16 protein-coding genes are annotated in these 15,280 nt (G+C 60.6%); 10 read left to right on the forward strand and 6 right to left on the reverse strand.

Annotation, left to right across the window (positions count from 1 at the left end; translation table 11 throughout):
• Positions 1–396: 396 nt before the first annotated feature.
• A complete protein-coding gene (locus M1D43_RS05430) occupies positions 397–1,770 on the forward strand; it encodes an ISNCY family transposase (RefSeq protein ID WP_014528618.1) in 1,374 nt (457 codons plus the stop codon).
• Positions 1,771–2,060: 290 nt separating this feature from the next.
• Here the strand turns inward: M1D43_RS05430 and M1D43_RS05435 are convergent, their stop codons facing one another.
• A complete protein-coding gene (locus M1D43_RS05435; protein WP_013844457.1) occupies positions 2,061–2,783 on the reverse strand; it encodes a hypothetical protein in 723 nt (240 codons plus the stop codon).
• A 237-nt stretch (positions 2,784–3,020) separates the two neighbouring features.
• Here M1D43_RS05435 and M1D43_RS05440 point away from each other — a divergent pair, with 237 nt between their 5' ends.
• A complete protein-coding gene (locus M1D43_RS05440; protein ID WP_153313694.1) occupies positions 3,021–3,413 on the forward strand; it encodes a GFA family protein in 393 nt (130 codons plus the stop codon).
• Between the two features lie 27 nt (positions 3,414–3,440).
• On the opposite strand, the gene M1D43_RS05445 is transcribed toward M1D43_RS05440, so the two are convergent.
• On the reverse strand, positions 3,441–4,958 hold the full coding sequence (locus M1D43_RS05445) for a winged helix-turn-helix domain-containing tetratricopeptide repeat protein (RefSeq protein WP_192923425.1): 1,518 nt from the start codon (positions 4,956–4,958) through the stop codon (positions 3,441–3,443).
• A 126-nt stretch (positions 4,959–5,084) separates the two neighbouring features.
• Between M1D43_RS05445 and M1D43_RS05450 the strand changes: the two genes are divergently transcribed.
• Together M1D43_RS05450 and M1D43_RS05455 are read left to right on the forward strand one after the other, a co-directional pair.
• On the forward strand, positions 5,085–5,297 hold the full coding sequence (locus M1D43_RS05450) for a DUF1127 domain-containing protein (RefSeq protein ID WP_010969330.1): 213 nt from the start codon (positions 5,085–5,087) through the stop codon (positions 5,295–5,297).
• Positions 5,298–5,308: 11 nt separating this feature from the next.
• Entirely contained in the window at positions 5,309–6,475 is a 1,167-nt protein-coding gene (locus M1D43_RS05455; protein ID WP_153313695.1) for an MFS transporter, read from the forward strand.
• Here M1D43_RS05455 and M1D43_RS05460 read toward each other — a convergent pair.
• Entirely contained in the window at positions 6,472–7,227 is a 756-nt protein-coding gene (locus M1D43_RS05460) for an SDR family NAD(P)-dependent oxidoreductase (protein ID WP_010969328.1), read from the reverse strand. The genes M1D43_RS05455 and M1D43_RS05460 overlap by 4 nt on opposite strands.
• A 168-nt stretch (positions 7,228–7,395) precedes the next feature.
• On the opposite strand from M1D43_RS05460, the gene M1D43_RS05465 reads away from it, so the two are divergent.
• The 6 genes from M1D43_RS05465 to M1D43_RS05490 all read left to right on the forward strand — a co-directional run bounded on the left by M1D43_RS05465 (position 7,396) and on the right by M1D43_RS05490 (position 11,450).
• On the forward strand, positions 7,396–7,977 hold the full coding sequence (locus M1D43_RS05465; protein ID WP_153313696.1) for a L,D-transpeptidase: 582 nt from the start codon (positions 7,396–7,398) through the stop codon (positions 7,975–7,977).
• Positions 7,978–8,166: 189 nt separating this feature from the next.
• A complete protein-coding gene (locus tag M1D43_RS05470; protein WP_003529619.1) occupies positions 8,167–8,307 on the forward strand; it encodes a hypothetical protein in 141 nt (46 codons plus the stop codon).
• Between the two features lie 161 nt (positions 8,308–8,468).
• The gene (locus M1D43_RS05475; RefSeq protein WP_010969326.1) at positions 8,469–9,053 is read left to right on the forward strand and encodes a lipoprotein; all 585 of its coding nucleotides are present in this window, start codon (positions 8,469–8,471) and stop codon (positions 9,051–9,053) included.
• Positions 9,054–9,186: 133 nt separating this feature from the next.
• Complete coding sequence (locus tag M1D43_RS05480; RefSeq protein ID WP_010969325.1) at positions 9,187–9,774, forward strand: protein-S-isoprenylcysteine O-methyltransferase; 588 nt, start codon at positions 9,187–9,189, stop codon at positions 9,772–9,774.
• Between the two features lie 9 nt (positions 9,775–9,783).
• The gene (locus tag M1D43_RS05485; protein ID WP_013844449.1) at positions 9,784–10,569 is read left to right on the forward strand and encodes a hypothetical protein; all 786 of its coding nucleotides are present in this window, start codon (positions 9,784–9,786) and stop codon (positions 10,567–10,569) included.
• On the forward strand, positions 10,566–11,450 hold the full coding sequence (locus M1D43_RS05490) for an SDR family NAD(P)-dependent oxidoreductase (RefSeq protein WP_153313698.1): 885 nt from the start codon (positions 10,566–10,568) through the stop codon (positions 11,448–11,450). The genes M1D43_RS05485 and M1D43_RS05490 overlap by 4 nt, the downstream gene beginning before the upstream one ends.
• Positions 11,451–11,789: 339 nt before the next feature.
• On the opposite strand, the gene M1D43_RS05495 is transcribed toward M1D43_RS05490, so the two are convergent.
• The 3 genes from M1D43_RS05495 to queA all read right to left on the reverse strand — a co-directional run bounded on the left by M1D43_RS05495 (position 11,790) and on the right by queA (position 15,273).
• On the reverse strand, positions 11,790–12,611 hold the full coding sequence (locus tag M1D43_RS05495) for a transporter substrate-binding domain-containing protein (protein WP_153313699.1): 822 nt from the start codon (positions 12,609–12,611) through the stop codon (positions 11,790–11,792).
• 448 nt (positions 12,612–13,059) lie between these two features.
• Complete coding sequence (gene tgt / locus M1D43_RS05500; RefSeq protein WP_003529609.1) at positions 13,060–14,190, reverse strand: tRNA guanosine(34) transglycosylase Tgt; 1,131 nt, start codon at positions 14,188–14,190, stop codon at positions 13,060–13,062.
• Positions 14,191–15,273 carry a tRNA preQ1(34) S-adenosylmethionine ribosyltransferase-isomerase QueA gene (gene queA, locus M1D43_RS05505; RefSeq protein WP_003529606.1) on the reverse strand — a complete coding sequence of 361 codons (1,083 nt, stop codon included), beginning with the start codon at positions 15,271–15,273 and terminating at the stop codon, positions 14,191–14,193.
• Between the last annotated feature and the right edge of the window lie 7 nt (positions 15,274–15,280).

Here is a 15,280-nt window from a genome sequence, read left to right on the forward strand (position 1 = left end):
GGCACTGATCCGATGCGGCTTACATCGGTTCTAAGTCATGTCGAGATTCATCTTATGACGCCGGTTGCTGCGAGATGGATGATGACGTTTCTCCTCGTCCTCATCTCTGTGCTTGTCACAGAGATGAGAGCAGCGCCGCGTCTGCGGTGCGGGAAGAGTTCTTTCAGCCCAAGGGCTTGGTCTGGCTGGATCCCTGTGACAAGCACAAGGGATGAGGGAATCAAACAAGCCGCGTCGGGGCATCCCGAATCTCGACAGGCCTTAGTTCACAGCGGTTAGTTAGTTCCATAATCTATCTTATGCGACGCAAATATGTAGCCGCAAAGTTAAAGTGTCCTGTTTCTGCAATGTAAGAATGTCACTCTCCCCGGGTTTAGATGACCTGGGAGATTGCGGATGGGATTGATTGCGATGAGCGAGCGTGATCTGCAGCGGATTGAGGTTTTGTCGAAGGTCATCGATGGTCGGATGACGCTGGTAACGGCCGCTCATGTTCTGGGGTTAAGCACGCGCCAGGTGCGTCGACTGCTGGAGCGGATCCGGACGGATGGTGCCGCATCGATCCGGCACAAGGCGATCGGTCGGCCATCGAACAACCGGATCAGCGACGGCGTTCGGGATTATGCAGTGACGCTGGTTCGCGAACGCTATGCCGACTTTGGTCCGACGCTAGCGGCAGAGAAGCTTGCCGAGCGCGATGGCTTGCGGGTGTCGCGCGAGACCTTGCGCAAATGGATGTCGGAGGCCGGACTTTGGCTGTCGCGCAAGCAGCGGCGCACCTTCCACCAGCCACGATTGCGACGCGAGGCCTATGGCGAGCTGGTACAGATCGATGGATCGGAGCACCGCTGGTTCGAGGATCGCGGTGATCCATGCTCGCTGCTGGTGTTCATCGATGATGCGACCGGCAAGCTGATGCAGTTGCGTTTCGTGCGCTCGGAAAGTGCGTTCAGCTATTTCGAGGCGCTGGAGCTTTATCTCAAAAATCATGGTGCTCCGGTCGCCTTCTATTCCGACAAGCATTCCGTGTTCCGGGTGGCGAAGAAAGACGCCAAGGGCGGCCAGGGCATGACCCAGTTCGGGCGTGCGCTTTCAGAGCTAAACATTGAGATTCTTTGTGCAAATTCGAGCCAGGCGAAGGGCCGGGTCGAGCGGATGAACCGGACGCTGCAGGACCGTTTGATTAAGGATCTGCGCCTGGAGGGCATCTGTGGCATGGACGACGGCAACGCCTTCCTGCCTCGGTTCATGGAGGGCTATAACCGGCAGTTTGCCATTACCCCTGCCCGACCTGATGATCTGCATCGGTCGCTGAATCTTGCCCCGGATCGGCTCAAGGAGATCCTGTGCAAACGCGAGCAGCGCTACGTCGGTGCGCAGCTGACGTTTTCGTTCGAGCGCCAGCGGATCATGCTTGAGGAGACCGAGGTGACGCGCGGGCTGGTCGGTCGCTATGTCGAGACCTACGCCTATGCCGACGGCCGGCTCGATGTGCGGTGGAAAGGCCATTCCCTGCCCTACCGGGTATTCGACAAGGACCAGCGGGTGACGCATGCGGCGATCACCGAGAACAAGCGGCTCGGTGATGTCCTGGCCTACATCAAGGCGCGCCAGGACGAGCGGCCGGCGCCGAAGGTGAAGACCAACAGCGAGAAGATCGGCTACCGACCGCGTGGCCGCAAGCCGGGCAAGCGGACGGATTTCACCAACGATCCAGCGGTCATTGCCCGACGGCGACAAGCGCTCTCTGAGCTCGATGCGGCGGAATGACTGGCTGCTGCAACTGTCAAAGCTAAAGCCGATGGGTGCGTCTCATCCGCCCCCTCCCTTCCCTTACAACCCGATCCAGCCGGTCCGGTCGGGGGCTTGGCTCAGCGCCAGTGGAGATGCCGCGTGTCGTATTTCTAAATGGCTGAAGACGTATCCAAAGTGACATTTCAACTTTGCGCCGGAGCGGACATTTCAACATGGCCGCCACAAAATATGTAGCCGGGTACATTCTATTTCCAAGTGCGACATGCCAATAAAAACGATGAGCCTTGAGGATTTTTGCATGTGTCTCAAGAGACGGTAATCTCGGCTTGGGTGTCGGATTCCAACTCTAAACAGGCCCCCCATAGAGGTGTTTTGTAATAGGTACCGTCCTGCAGAAATTTTAGCCCTTCGCGCTCTTCCCGCAGCAATCCCAGCCAGCACAGGGGCCGCATGATGTCGTGGCGGAACTCCGCTCTGACCATTGAAGCTTGCGTCACTGAGTACGACTCGCTCGGGTATAACTCGTTCACCAGGTCATCCAGCGAACAGCCCTTTCTCGCCTTGATATTGATAAGATTGAGAAAGACGTGCCACCACCGCATCCGCTCCCGCACATCGTCCTGTGCCTGCCCGTAGTCGATATAGGCATAAAGATAGTCTGTCGCGATCTGATCGAAGAAGGTGTGGGGTCTTGCGAGAAAGTCCCGACCGCGTTTGGTGGGAAGCAGTCGGTCTTTGTTTCGCCGCACAAGCCTCAGGTGCTTGAGCATGTCGCGGACCACCCAAAGCGGCGGCATATCAGCTTCGTTCAGAACCTTGCTGATGCTGTACAGATCCTCCGACGTGTAGTCGGGCCAATCGAAGTGAACGGCGGCCCAGTGCACGAACTTGCGGTTCATCGCACCAGACGCAGTCAGGCCGATGCCTCCTTCGGTGTCGGCATAGGATACGGCCATGACCATGCCGCGAACCAGTGGTGACATGGCCACTACATCGACGTCGGCAACGAGCTCAATTTCTGGAAGCATTGCGCGCTCCTGGCGTATCCGGTGGTATGAATTCATCCGGAACCATCTCCCAAGAGCGAGGTGATTGAAACTCCAAAATGCTAAGCATTGGATGGCCCCTCACCCGACCCACCTGACCTTGCAAGCCGGACCAGCCCGTCACATTCTACATGGGCCAGATAGAACTGCGACAAGCCGCGTCGCTCGTGGCGCTGGTTGACGTCAACGCTGGACCGCTTGATTTGAAGGAGACGCAGTATGGATCGATTCCCAGGCGGTTGCCTGTGCGGCAACGTGCGATTTGTGGCGACGGGACGACCATACCGGGTAGGCCTCTGCCATTGTCTCGACTGCCGCAAGCATCACGGGGCCCTTTTCCATGCGTCCGCCATTTTCCCTGAGAACTCTGTGACGATCGATGGCGAGACGCGCGATTACGCCGGTCGGCATTTCTGCCCCCGCTGCGGCTCGACCGTCTTCGCACGCAGCGGAGACGAAATCGAAGTGAGCCTCGGATCCTTGGACGCCCCTGATCAATTGATGCCGACCTACGAAAGCTGGACCGTCCGCCGCGAATCCTGGCTGCCGCAGTTTCCCCTCAAGAGACGATACGAGCGGGACCGTGACGAAACGAGTCGCTTCGAGGAATAGGCCGCACGAACGAACGATCGATTCGCGTCACTCCGGAAGGCCCGCCTTACGGTAGCCGTCGACAAAATGCGCAAGCGTCGCAGCGTCGCGGAACGGCTCCGTATCCGCCCAGTGGCGGGTTGTAAAATGCGGGTTGCCGACGAGGAACAGTTCGACCTCCGCGCGCGCCTCGTCGAGCCGGCCCAGTTGGGCAAGGCTTGCCGCCAGGAAACGTCGCGAGCTGGTGCGATAAGTCTCGTCCCGGCGCAGTGTCTCGACGGCGGCTTCGTATTCGCCGGCGGCATATTGCGCCTGGCCGAGCGTCAGATAGTACCAGCTTGCCGGAAACGGGTTCAGCCGGAACGCCTTGCGGATGTGCTCAAGGCCCTCCTCCACCCGCCCGTCCAGGACCGCGATGTCGGATAACGTCGCCCAGGTATCGGCCTCGTTCGGATCGAGCTCGATCGCCTTGGCGAATTCCGCATCCGCCTCGGCGAAGCTGCGCTCATAGGCAAGCAGGTTGGCCAGCACCCAGCGGCACCCGGCATCGTTGGGATCGATCGCCACGGCTTTGCGCGCCAGCTCCAAAGCAACGCTACGGTTGGGTTCGACCGGTTCGCCCCAATGCACCCATCTCATCCAATGGTTCATGGCGAGCCAGCGATAGGCCTCGGCATATTCCGGATCGAGCGAAACCGCGCGCGTGAGCATCAGATGCGCTTCCCGCGCCGTCTGAGGCGAATCATCGATCAGCTTGCGCGCCCGCACGCAGAGATCGTAGGCCTCGAGATTTTTGGGGCGGTTGCGCGGCGGCTGTGGGCGCAGCCGGCCGAGCAACGCCTCCACGATCTTGCCGGTGACCTCGTCCTGAACGGCAAAGATATCTTCGAGGCTGCGATCGAAGCGTTCCGCCCATAGATGATTGCCACTCACCGCATCGACCAGCTGTGCGTTGATGCGCACCCGCCCCGCGGCGCGTCGTGCGCTACCCTCCAGCAGATAGCGCACGCCGAGGTCCTCAGCGATCTCGCGCACGTCCCTCGCCTTTCCTTTGAAGGCAAAGGCCGAGTTTCGCGCGATGACGAATAGGCCGGAGATCCTGGACAGGTCGGTGATCAGGTCTTCGGTCAACCCGTCCGCGAAGGATTCCTGCTCCGGATCGCTGCTGAAATTAACGAAAGGCAACACGGCTATGGACGGTTCGTCCGGCAGCGGCAGTGCACTTCGCTTCGCGCCACCGGCCTTTTCGACAGGCCCCGTGAAGCGGTAGCCGACCCGCGGAATCGTGGCGATCCATTCGCCGCCGTCGGGGGGCGCACCAAGCATCTTCCGCAGTTGCGCGATCTGGACGGTGAGGTTGCCTTCCTCCACCGCCCTGCCCGACCACGCCGCATCCATCAGCTCGGCTTTTCCCAGGATCTCACCAGGCCGTCCGACGAGCGCCTCAAGCAGCTTCAGCCCGCGATAGCCGACGGCAACGGGCTCATCGTTCCGAACGAGCGTTCCCGCACCCGGATCAAGGACGAACGGACCAAAGACGAAGCGCGATCCCTGCATAGGGCGCATCTATAGTCCGTTTGGAAATTTTTGAGAACTTTTTGGAAGAGCTTAATTACCACGCTGTTCGCATCACGCAGAATTCATCCTCTTTCGGGTCGAGGGCTCTGCCCCTCAAACCGTGTGGAGGTTACCATGAACGATATCCCCTCCGTTGTGACGGAAACGCCGCGTCGTCCCTACCGCCCCGCCACCCTTCGAAGCATTATCGCGACCTGGGACGAGCGGAAGCGCTTTCGCTGCGAACTTGAGCAAAAGTTGAAGGACGATCCCCATTTGATCAGCGATATCGGTCTGACGAGGCTTGAGGCCGAGGCGGAGATCGCCAAGCCCTTCTGGCAAGTATAAGGCAAGTCTGCATGACCGCTGAAAGCACGACTTTATCGCGACAGGACCAGATCCCGTGGGCCGCTATGGCCGGCATCATCGCGACCGTCACGGTGTTCGCCGTGGCACAGGGGCTGACCTATCCCCTGCTCAGCTTCATTCTGGAGCGGCAGGGGACGACGCCTGGCCTGATCGGCTTGTCGGCGGCGATGACCCCGCTGGGTTTCATCGTATCCGCCCTCTTCATTCCGGCACTGGCGCGGCGCGTGGGCGGGGCGCGGCTTGCGATCTTGTGTTCGGGCCTGGCCGCGCTCACGCTGATCGCGATCGGCTGGACGCAGGAGGTCTGGGCCTGGATGCCGCTGCGTTTCCTGCTCGGGTTCTTCGCCAATCCGCTGTACGTGATCAGCGAGACCTGGCTGCTCTCGATCACGCCCGCGCGGCGGAGGGGCCGAATCATGGGCCTCTATTCGTCGATCGTCTCGGGCGGCTTTGCCATCGGCCCGCTCTCGCTCGGTCTGGTCGGCACGCAAGGCTGGCCGCCCTTCATGGTCGGCATCGTGGCCTTCCTTCTCTGCGGTCTGATCGTGCTTGCGGTCGTGCCGCACCTGCCGAAGATGCCACATGAAGGCGAGGCGACATCGGTCGGCGGCTTTTTCGCACTGGCGCCGCTCCTCTTGTTCGCGGTTTTCGCCGCAGCCGCCTTGGAGCAGACCCTGCTTTCCCTGTTCGCGGTCTATGGCGCGGCGGTTGGCAGTACAGAAGGGCGTATCGCCTCGCTCATCACCTGTTTCATCGCAGGCAACGCCGTGCTGCAGATATTGCTGGGACGGGTGGCCGAACGGTTCGGGTCGCTGCGGACCATGATGCTCTGCGCCTTCGCTTCACTGGGTGGCTGCCTGCTGCTGCCGGCGATCTTCGAATCATGGCTTATCTGGCCGCTCTTTTTCGTCTGGGGCGGAGCCTCGTTCGGAATCTACACCATGTCGCTGATCCAACTCGGCGAGCGATTCACGGGTCAATCCTTGATCGCCGGCAACGCGGCTTTCGCCTTCGTATGGGGCATCGGCGGCATCGTGGGCTCGCCCACGACAGGACTGGCGATGCAACTGATCGGACATCAGGGGCTGCCATTGTCCCTTGGCCTGCTTTGCTTTGTGCTGGCGGTGTTTCTAATCCCGCAGCTCAACAGGCCTTAATGCGCCGTAAAAGCTCCGTCGACCGGATGATAGCTGCCGGTGATGAAGCTCGCCTGTTCCGACAGCAGGAAACAGACGAGAGCCGCAACTTCCTCCGGTTTTCCCCGCCGGCCGAGCGGCTGCAGCGCTTCCAGGCGTCGTGTCTTCGCCAATTCCGAATGTCCCGACAGAAGCGGCGTTTCGATCCAGCCGGGGCCGACCGCGTTGATGCGAATCCCCATTCTTGCATATTCGATCCCGGCCGCCTTGGTGAGCCCCACCACCCCGTGCTTGGCGGCGGTGTAGGCGGACGCGGTAGGCAATGCAACCGCACCGAGAATCGAGGACATGTTGACGATGGCGCCGCCGCCCTTTCCGAGCATGGCGGCGATCTCGTATTTCATGCAGTAGAAGACGCCGTTCAGGTTGACTTCGATCAGCCTGCGCCAATCTTCGAGCGGGTAGTCCGCGGTCGCTTGGCGCGGGCCCTCTATGCCTGCATTGTTGACCGCAAGATGCAATCCGCCGCATTCCCGCACGGTGAAGGCGACCATTTGCTCTACCGCCCCCGCGTCGGTGACGTCGACGGTGAAGTCTCGCGCCCTGCCCCCGGCAGAGCGAATCTCGGCCGCGACGCTGCGCGCCGCATCGGCGTCGCGGTCGGCGACTATCACTTCCGCACCCTCGCCGCCAAGTTGCCTGGAGACGGCGGCGCCGATGCCGGAACCCGCGCCGGTCACGATTGCGATTTTTCCTTCCAGGCCGAGTTTCATCGTGCCGCTCCTTGTCTCCGCTGCTTCCCCGAACCAGTCGATCAGACGCCGGTTCCGGTCGCAAGAGGTTTCATCCTTGCGGTCGTATCCGTTGCAAGGCTTGGCCGACACGCGCTTGGGTGTTAAACACGAAATCGTAGGGACTCACAATTTACTCAGCAGGTGAGAATGGAGAAGGATCGCATTACGCGCCGGGTACTCGTGCTGGGTAGCCTGGCTCTCTTCGCCTCTGGCTGCAGTTCGTTGCGCTCGGCGGACAGCCCGCAATCAGCCAGGACCCGTATAGACCCACGATACCGCAGGCAGGAGGTCGCCTATTATGGCGGCGAATCGCCTGGAACGATCGTCGTCAATACGGAAGAACGTTACCTCTATTATGTTCAGGGAGGCGGTTCGGCGATTCGCTACGGGATCGGCGTAGGCGAGGAAGGCCGCACCCTCAAAGGCCGGGCGAAAATCGGCCGCAAGGCGGAGTGGCCCTCCTGGACGCCGACTGCAAACATGATTCGCCGCAAGCCGCATCTGGCGCAATATGCCGGCGGAGTGAGCGGAGGGCTGCATAACCCGCTTGGGGCCGCCGCGCTCTATCTCTATCAGGGCGGAAACGACACCATGTTCCGGCTGCACGGGACGAATGAGCCCTGGACGATCGGCCAGGCCGTATCGAGCGGTTGCATTCGTTTGACGAACGACGACATCGTCGATCTCTACAGCCGCACCCCGGTGGGTGCGACCGTGCTGATCATTTGATGGCGTTTTCCGTTACATTTCGGTATAAATGACTAAGCCCCGTGTGTTCCGACGCGGTTGATAACCCGGTAACCATAAAGCGGTTATCAACTGTGTCCTTTCTGCACTAGGCCCCGGCGCAAATCGCCACTATTACTTGAAGTGTTGCCTTCGATAACCCATTCCGACTATTGAGGAAAGGACTACTTGATGAGCCGAATTCTAGTTGTGATGATTGCGTTGCTTTCTGTTGCCGGCCTCACCGCGTGTGATACGATCGGCAAGGGTAAGGGTAAGGCCCCGCCGCCTGCTGCCGTCGATACGGTAGAACCGGCGCCGGTATACAAGTAACAGTGACTTTGCGCCGTGGGAGAGCTCAACGACCGCCCTCCCACGGCGCGTTATTCAGGCTAGACCGGCTGTGAGACTGACGGCATAGTACGCGTCAAGAACTCCAGAGAGCCGGCCCGAGGTCTGGATTGTCAGACTCGGAAGACAATCTAAGTGGTGTGATGACGCTTGCACGAGGCCGCATATCCCTTGTGATCTTGGTCGCACTGGCAGCAGCTGCATGCCAGACACAAGACAAAAATCCCGAACCCCGCTACGTTTCCAGCAGCCTGAATGGGCCGGCGAAACTCGAATCTCAAGCGAGAGAGCAGGGATATTTCATCGAATTTCGCTCCCGCTACGCGCTGAGCTATGGCCACACCTACGTTATCTACGGGCGCACGAACAAGTCTGGTGCGGTCGTTCAGCGCCAGGTTGCCGGCCTTGCACCGGCTACCCTTGATCCGACACCGTATGTCCTTGGCCATTTCGTGCCCGTTCCGGCTGAAACCGGCGCGAGCGACGGTGACCTTGAGGAAGAATACCGCTCGGCAAGCTGGCGCGTCATGCTGACGCAGGCGGAATACAACAAGGTCGTGGCTTTCATCGACAAACTGAAAGCCAAGTCGAAGTTCTGGCACGCGTCGCTCTACAACTGCAACGCCTTCGTGGCCGAAATCGCCCGCTCCATGGGCTATAAGACACCCGGCATCTGGCTTAGGCCGCAGGAATTCATTACAAGGCTTCGGGAGATGAACGGAGGTTGAGAGGCGACGGGCACAGAGCTCGCGATCCAACCGTCACCGTTCGAAATAGAATCACGCTGCGAAGCATCGGCTGAAGAAGGTTCCCGCCCGATCGTTGACGCCAGGCGCAGGCTAAGGACTTGGGGAACTAGACATGTCGGTATCCTCCATCGGCGAGATCGCCTGGGTGCTCGGAATCGTTGCCTGGTACTTCATTCGCCGCCCTTATGAACGCCGCGCGAAGCGCGTGCGTGTCGTCAGCCACCGCCGCTCAACCTCCGAAAAGCTGGGCCTGGCGGCGGCCCTGCTTGGCCTCGCGATCATTCCCGCTTTTTATGTCGCTACCGGGATCCCGGAGGGGGCCGACCACCCTGCCCGGCTCTGGGCCGTCGTGCTCGGTGCCGTGATTTTCTGTCTGGCCATGTGGGTCTTTCGCAGAACCCACAAGGAACTCGGTCGCAACTGGTCGATCACGCTCGAGATTCGCGACAAGCACGAACTGATTCGCCGCGGTCCTTACGCCCTGGTCCGCCATCCCATGTATACTTCGTTCCTGCTGATGGGCGTAGGCCAGGCGTTTCTTCTGCCGAACTGGGTCGCAGGGCTGGCGGGTCTTGCCGGTTTCGCGGTCCTCTTTCTTCTGAGAGTGGACAAGGAGGAACGCATGATGATGGAAATGTTCGGCTCCGAGTATCGCGACTACATGGCGGACACCAAGCGGATCATTCCTTACATTTACTAGAGGTGCATGATGCGAGGCCGAGCCCTCAAGCTTTCAGCGTCTCGGCGCCTGGTCGGGGATCTCATGCGATTTTCGATGAAGGTGCCGCGGGTGAGCGTGCAGCGGCGGATGAATCTCGGGCCGTTGCTCGAGGCCAGAACATCGCTTGAAAGCAGGCCATCCTGGACGGCGCTCTTCCTAAAAGGATACGGCCTTCTCGCTCAGGAGACGCCCGAGTTGCGGCGCGCTTACGTCAAATTTCCCAGACCGCAGCTATACGAATATCCGGGAAGCATCGCTTCCATCGCGCATGAAAGGGAGTACGAGGGCGAACGAATCGTGCTGCTGACGACGATCAAGAATCCGGAGCGCCGTCCGATCGCGGAGCTGGGGTCCTTGATGCAGACGGCGCGAACCAGTCCCGTGCTGGAGGTCAAGGAATTCCGGCGCGCCCTGAAGATCGCCCGCCTCCCCGGTCCGATCAGATGGCTTCTCATGTGGCTCGGATTGAACATCGGCCGGCAAAGGGCGCGCCGTTTCGGTACATTTCAGCTGTCGGTCTATTCGGGCCTCGGCGCGGAATCGCTCAACCCCCTCACGCCGTTAACCTCGCTTCTCAATTACGGCCCGATCGACAACGATGGCTCGGTCACCGTGCGCATCCACTATGACCACCGGGTCATGGATGGCGCCAACGTCGCGCGTGCCCTCGAGCGGTTCGAGAGGATATTGAACGGCGAAGTCACCGCGGAGCTGGAAGGGCTTGCATCCGGGCGCGACGTAACCGCTGCGGCAGGTTCCGGAGCGGCGCGATGAGGCCGGGCGATCAACTTCGTCCCGCTGTCGTCGTCGTCGGTGCCTCCCGGGGAATCGGCAAGGCAATCGCCGAAGTGGCCGCGAGGGATGGTGCACCGGTCGTACTCGTGGCGCGTTCGGAAGTGGCGCTGGCGGCGGCCGCCGACGATATCCGGAACGCCGGAGGCGAGGCGTTCACGGTCCCGCTGGATTTCCTGGCTGATGATGCGGCGCTCGGTCTCGAGGACTTCCTGTCCGCAAACGGCCTGTTCTGCGACGTACTCGTCAACAGCGCCGGTTATGGATTGCGCGGAGGCGCGACGGTCCTGCCGCTCGATGAACAGCTCGGCCTCGTCGACCTCAACATCCGCGCCCTTACCGAACTCACCTTGCGCCTCCTGCCGGGCATGGTCGCGCGCCGTCGCGGCGGCGTCATCAATCTCGGTTCGGTCGCGAGCTTCACGCCGGGTCCGTATATGGCGCTCTACTATGCCAGCAAGGGCTTCGTCCGCTCCTTTTCGGAAGCGCTGCACCAGGAACTGCGTCACACGGGCGTGACCGTCACTTGCGTGGCGCCGGGCCCGGTCTCGACGGAATTTCTGGCAACCTCAGGCGCCAATCGCGTGGCACTGTTCAAGATCTTGCCCAAGCTCGAGGCGGGCTATGTCGCTGAAAAGGCGTGGCGCGGCTTCAAAACAGGCCGCCGCCTCGTCATACCCGGCCTCTCGGCCAAGCTGACGATCCTGTTGGCGGCGCTGGTGCCCTCCGCGATCATGCTGCCCCTGATCGGCCGATTGCAGCGCAGGAGCAAGGATCCGTGCCCCTGCGGCTCCGGCAAAAGTTTCGCGTCGTGCTGCGGTGCCCGCGGAAATTCGCTCGGAACCACCACGCAAAGTCGGTAGAGAAGCATTCGCGGATTAGGAGCGGTCACGAAACATCGCCCTCTCCATGACGTCGAGTCGTTACGGTCTCTGAATATAGACATTAAAAAGTTTAAATATCTTATTGATATTCAATCGCTATCTTCGATAATCCCCTCTAGCTAAGTCCAGGGAGGAAGCACGTCCCGGCAGGAAAACTGCTACGGCGATCAGCTGATTTCCAGATCCGAGACGTCCCATGGACGACGAGCGGCCTTTCCTTGACACGGGGAAGAACCAGGGCACCGGTTCCAGAAAGACCGAATGCTCTGTCTCCGCCTCACGGATTAGGCGTCTCCGAAGCCACTCTTCGTAGCGTTATCAGTCCTTGCTGTAGTCAGCGCCGTACCATTTGGTCGTCAGTTTTCCAAGCGTGCCGTCAGCCTTCATCGCTTTGATGATTTCACCGATCCTGCCGGTCCATTCCGAGTCGCCCTTATCGGCAATGACGACCGCAGGCGACCGAAAGGGATACACGCCCTCGAGGATACGAACGGGATAGCCGTTTCTGACTGCATTTTGGGCGGTCTGCTCGGGGGCGATGACAGCGTCCAATCGAACCCCGTTTCCAAGACGCAGGTCATCGAAGGGCATCATTGAATCCGGAAACGTGCGCACTTCGCCCGGTTCGAGATTGTATTGGACCGGCGGCAAGCCCGGTGCATCGATCTCCAGGCGACGGTTGATGAAGTCCTCGGATGCCGTACCTGTTTCGACGCCGATAATCTTACCATCCAGCTCCTCTTCCGATTGAATGCTGCTCTCGGCATGAACGACGTAGACATAAGGGCTGTAATAATAGATTCCGGCGAAATCGATGACCTCTGCCCGCGCCTTGGTTGGAGCAACGGAACCGACCCCGAGGTCGAAACGTCCCTGCCAGTGGCCTCCCGTCATGGTTGCCCATTCCGGGGTTTCGAAACGTACATTCGCGCCCAACCGTTTGCCGATTTCATTGGCGACATCGATGTCAAAGCCGACGAGGACGTTGTTCTCATCGAGAAAACCCTGCGGAGGCCAGCCGACATTGGTGGCGACGACCATCTCTTTTCTTTCATTGACGCGATCAAGCGTTGAGCCTGCCATTGCCGAACTGCAGAATATAAACAGCGATACCGATGCTATAGCTACCATGCTTTTCATGTTGTCTCCTACCCCCGTTGAACGGTCAACAATGCCCCGGACGTTTTTTGCTGGGATAGTTCTACAAGCGGACGACCTCCGCAAACCTATTTATTAGAATTCTGCTATCGGAATTTCCGATTCCGACTTCCAGAATAGAGCGATAAACTCAGATGCTGAAATGAAACCATCGCCGCCGGCAAGCTCATTTCGTTTCCGTCGGTGGAGGTCGTCGGCGACGACGTGGCTCAGGAAGCGCCTAACTTTCGGGCGCGCAGATTGCCGTTACCGGCTCAACGGCGTGGTCATGGTTGAGGCGGCGACAGCCGTGGCCTCTATCCTTCGGCCAGAACGTTGTGTGCAATCGTCGCTCGACTGCGCGGCGTCGGACGGACATTCCTATGAATGTTAAAGGGATGGAGCATTTCCGCGATCCCGAAAAAGAATGGGAATGCTCTGGCCGTGAAGCTCACACCGGTGGCAGATCGCCGCGTTGCCAGCCTTCCATGGTCTCCGCCATGAAATCGGTATAGCGCCCTTCTTCGATAGCCTTGCGGATGCCGGCCATCAGCTCCTGATAATAGGCCAGATTGTTCCAGCTGAGCAGCATGCCGCCGAGCGATTCGTTTGAACGAATCAGGTGGTGCAGATAGGCGCGCGAATAGTCGCGAGTCGCCGGACAGGAAGACTGTTCGTCGAGCGGGCGCGTGTCTTCCGCGTGTCGGGCGTTGCGCAGATTGATGCGGCCGTAGCGCGTGAAGGCGAGGCCATGGCGTCCGGAGCGGGTCGGCATGACGCAGTCGAACATGTCGATCCCATGCGCGACGGACTTCAGGATATCGTCCGGCGTCCCGACGCCCATCAGATAGCGCGGCTTGTCGGCCGGCAGGACGGGGCAGGTCACGTCCAGCATGCCGAGCATGACCTCCTGCGGCTCACCGACGGCGAGACCCCCGACGGCATAGCCCTTGAGGTCGAGATCCCTGAGTGCCAGGGCCGAGCGTTCGCGCAGTCTGGGAATGTCGCCGCCCTGTACGATCCCGAACATCGCCTTGCCAGGCTGATCGCCGAAGGCGACCTTGCAGCGCTCCGCCCAGCGCAGCGACATTTCCATCGCACGTTCGATTTCGTCGGGTTCCGCCGGCAGCGCCACGCACTCGTCGAGCTGCATCTGAATGTCGCTGCCGAGCAGGCCCTGGATCTCGATCGAGCGTTCCGGCGACATGTGATAGAGCGCGCCGTCGACATGGCTCTTGAAGGTCACGCCCTGTTCGTTGAGCTTGCGCAGGCTCGACAGCGACATGACCTGGAAGCCGCCGCTGTCGGTCAGGATCGGCCGTTCCCAGCGGATGAACTTGTGCAGCCCGCCAAGCCTGGCGACACGTTCGGCGCCCGGGCGCAGCATCAGGTGATAGGTATTGCCCAGAATGATATCGGCGCCCAGATCGCGCACCTGGTCGAGATACATCGCCTTGACCGTGCCGACGGTACCGACCGGCATGAAGGCAGGCGTACGGATCGTCCCGCGGGGGGTCACGACTTCGCCGCGGCGCGCATTGCCGTCAGCCGCAAGCAGTTTGAATTGGAACGTCTCGGTCATTTAATCTTTCCGGAAGAGCAGGCTCGAATCGCCGTAGGAATAGAAGCGGTAACCCGTTGCGATCGCGTGGGCATAGGCCGCGTGCATCGTTTCGAGCCCCGCAAACGCCGAGACCAGCATGAACAGGGTCGATTTCGGCAGGTGGAAATTGGTCATCAGCATATCGACTGCGCGAAAGCGATAGCCCGGCGTGATGAAAATCCCGGTTGCGCCCGACCAAGGACGGATGTTCCCGTCTTCGGCGGCTGCGCTCTCGATCAGCCGAAGCGATGTCGTGCCGACACAGACGATGCGGCCGCCGCGTTCGCGCACGGCATTGAGCTTCGCAGCGGTCACCGGGTCGACGTGGCCGATTTCCTCGTGCATCACGTGGTCGGCGGTATCGTCTGCCTTGACCGGGAGGAAGGTTCCCGCACCTACATGCAGCGTGACGAAATACCGTTCGATCCCGCCTTCGTCGAGTTTGGCGAAAAGGCGGTCGGTGAAATGCAGCCCTGCAGTCGGCGCGGCTACCGCCCCCTCCTCGCGCGCATAGACGGTCTGGTAGTCGGTCCGGTCCTGCTCGTCGTCGGCACGCTTGGATGCGATGTAAGGCGGCAAGGGAATGTGTCCGACGGCCATGATCGCCTCATCGAGCGAGGGGCCAGAGAGATCGAAGCGAAGCGTCACCTCGCCGGCATCGCCTTTTTCCTCGACCACGGCCTCCAGCGAACCGAGCAGGCAGGCATTGCCGCCATGTCCGAAGCTGATCCGGTCCCCGGGCTTCAATCGGCGGGCCGGGCGGGCGAAAGCTTTCCAGCGACTGGGTGCAACCCGCATATGCAGCGTCAGCGACACGGGCGTGCTTATATCCTCACCCCGGTAGCGAACGCCTTCGAGCTGCGCCGGTATGACCTTGGTGTCGTTGAAGACCAGCGCATCTCCCGGCCGCAGGAACGACGGCAGATCGAGGACGCCGCGATCTTCGAGAACCGGTGCGCCGTCGGGGCGAACGACGAGCATGCGGGCGCTATCGCGCGGGCTTGCGGGCCTCAGCGCAATGGAATTTTCCGGCAGGTCGAAATCGAACAGGTCTACGCGCATCTATGGT

It is taken from the genome of Ensifer sp. R1-3 (assembly GCF_056739175.1).

Bases quoted from the DNA above. Each gene is read 5' to 3' on its own strand.
- M1D43_RS05450 (WP_010969330.1), top strand. From the start codon at position 5,085: ATGAACGATATCCCCTCCGTTGTGACGGAAACGCCGCGTCGTCCCTAC.
- M1D43_RS05465 (WP_153313696.1), top strand. From the start codon at position 7,396: ATGGAGAAGGATCGCATTACGCGCCGGGTACTCGTGCTGGGTAGCCTG.
- M1D43_RS05445 (WP_192923425.1), bottom strand. From the start codon at position 4,958: ATGCGCCCTATGCAGGGATCGCGCTTCGTCTTTGGTCCGTTCGTCCTT.
- M1D43_RS05430 (WP_014528618.1), top strand. From the start codon at position 397: ATGGGATTGATTGCGATGAGCGAGCGTGATCTGCAGCGGATTGAGGTT.
- M1D43_RS05440 (WP_153313694.1), top strand. From the start codon at position 3,021: ATGGATCGATTCCCAGGCGGTTGCCTGTGCGGCAACGTGCGATTTGTG.
- M1D43_RS05435 (WP_013844457.1), bottom strand. From the start codon at position 2,783: ATGCTTCCAGAAATTGAGCTCGTTGCCGACGTCGATGTAGTGGCCATG.
- M1D43_RS05475 (WP_010969326.1), top strand. From the start codon at position 8,469: ATGACGCTTGCACGAGGCCGCATATCCCTTGTGATCTTGGTCGCACTG.
- M1D43_RS05485 (WP_013844449.1), top strand. From the start codon at position 9,784: ATGCGAGGCCGAGCCCTCAAGCTTTCAGCGTCTCGGCGCCTGGTCGGG.
- tgt (WP_003529609.1), bottom strand. From the start codon at position 14,190: ATGACCGAGACGTTCCAATTCAAACTGCTTGCGGCTGACGGCAATGCG.
- M1D43_RS05455 (WP_153313695.1), top strand. From the start codon at position 5,309: ATGACCGCTGAAAGCACGACTTTATCGCGACAGGACCAGATCCCGTGG.
- M1D43_RS05470 (WP_003529619.1), top strand. From the start codon at position 8,167: ATGAGCCGAATTCTAGTTGTGATGATTGCGTTGCTTTCTGTTGCCGGC.
- M1D43_RS05480 (WP_010969325.1), top strand. From the start codon at position 9,187: ATGTCGGTATCCTCCATCGGCGAGATCGCCTGGGTGCTCGGAATCGTT.
- M1D43_RS05460 (WP_010969328.1), bottom strand. From the start codon at position 7,227: ATGAAACTCGGCCTGGAAGGAAAAATCGCAATCGTGACCGGCGCGGGT.
- queA (WP_003529606.1), bottom strand. From the start codon at position 15,273: ATGCGCGTAGACCTGTTCGATTTCGACCTGCCGGAAAATTCCATTGCG.
- M1D43_RS05495 (WP_153313699.1), bottom strand. From the start codon at position 12,611: ATGAAAAGCATGGTAGCTATAGCATCGGTATCGCTGTTTATATTCTGC.
- M1D43_RS05490 (WP_153313698.1), top strand. From the start codon at position 10,566: ATGAGGCCGGGCGATCAACTTCGTCCCGCTGTCGTCGTCGTCGGTGCC.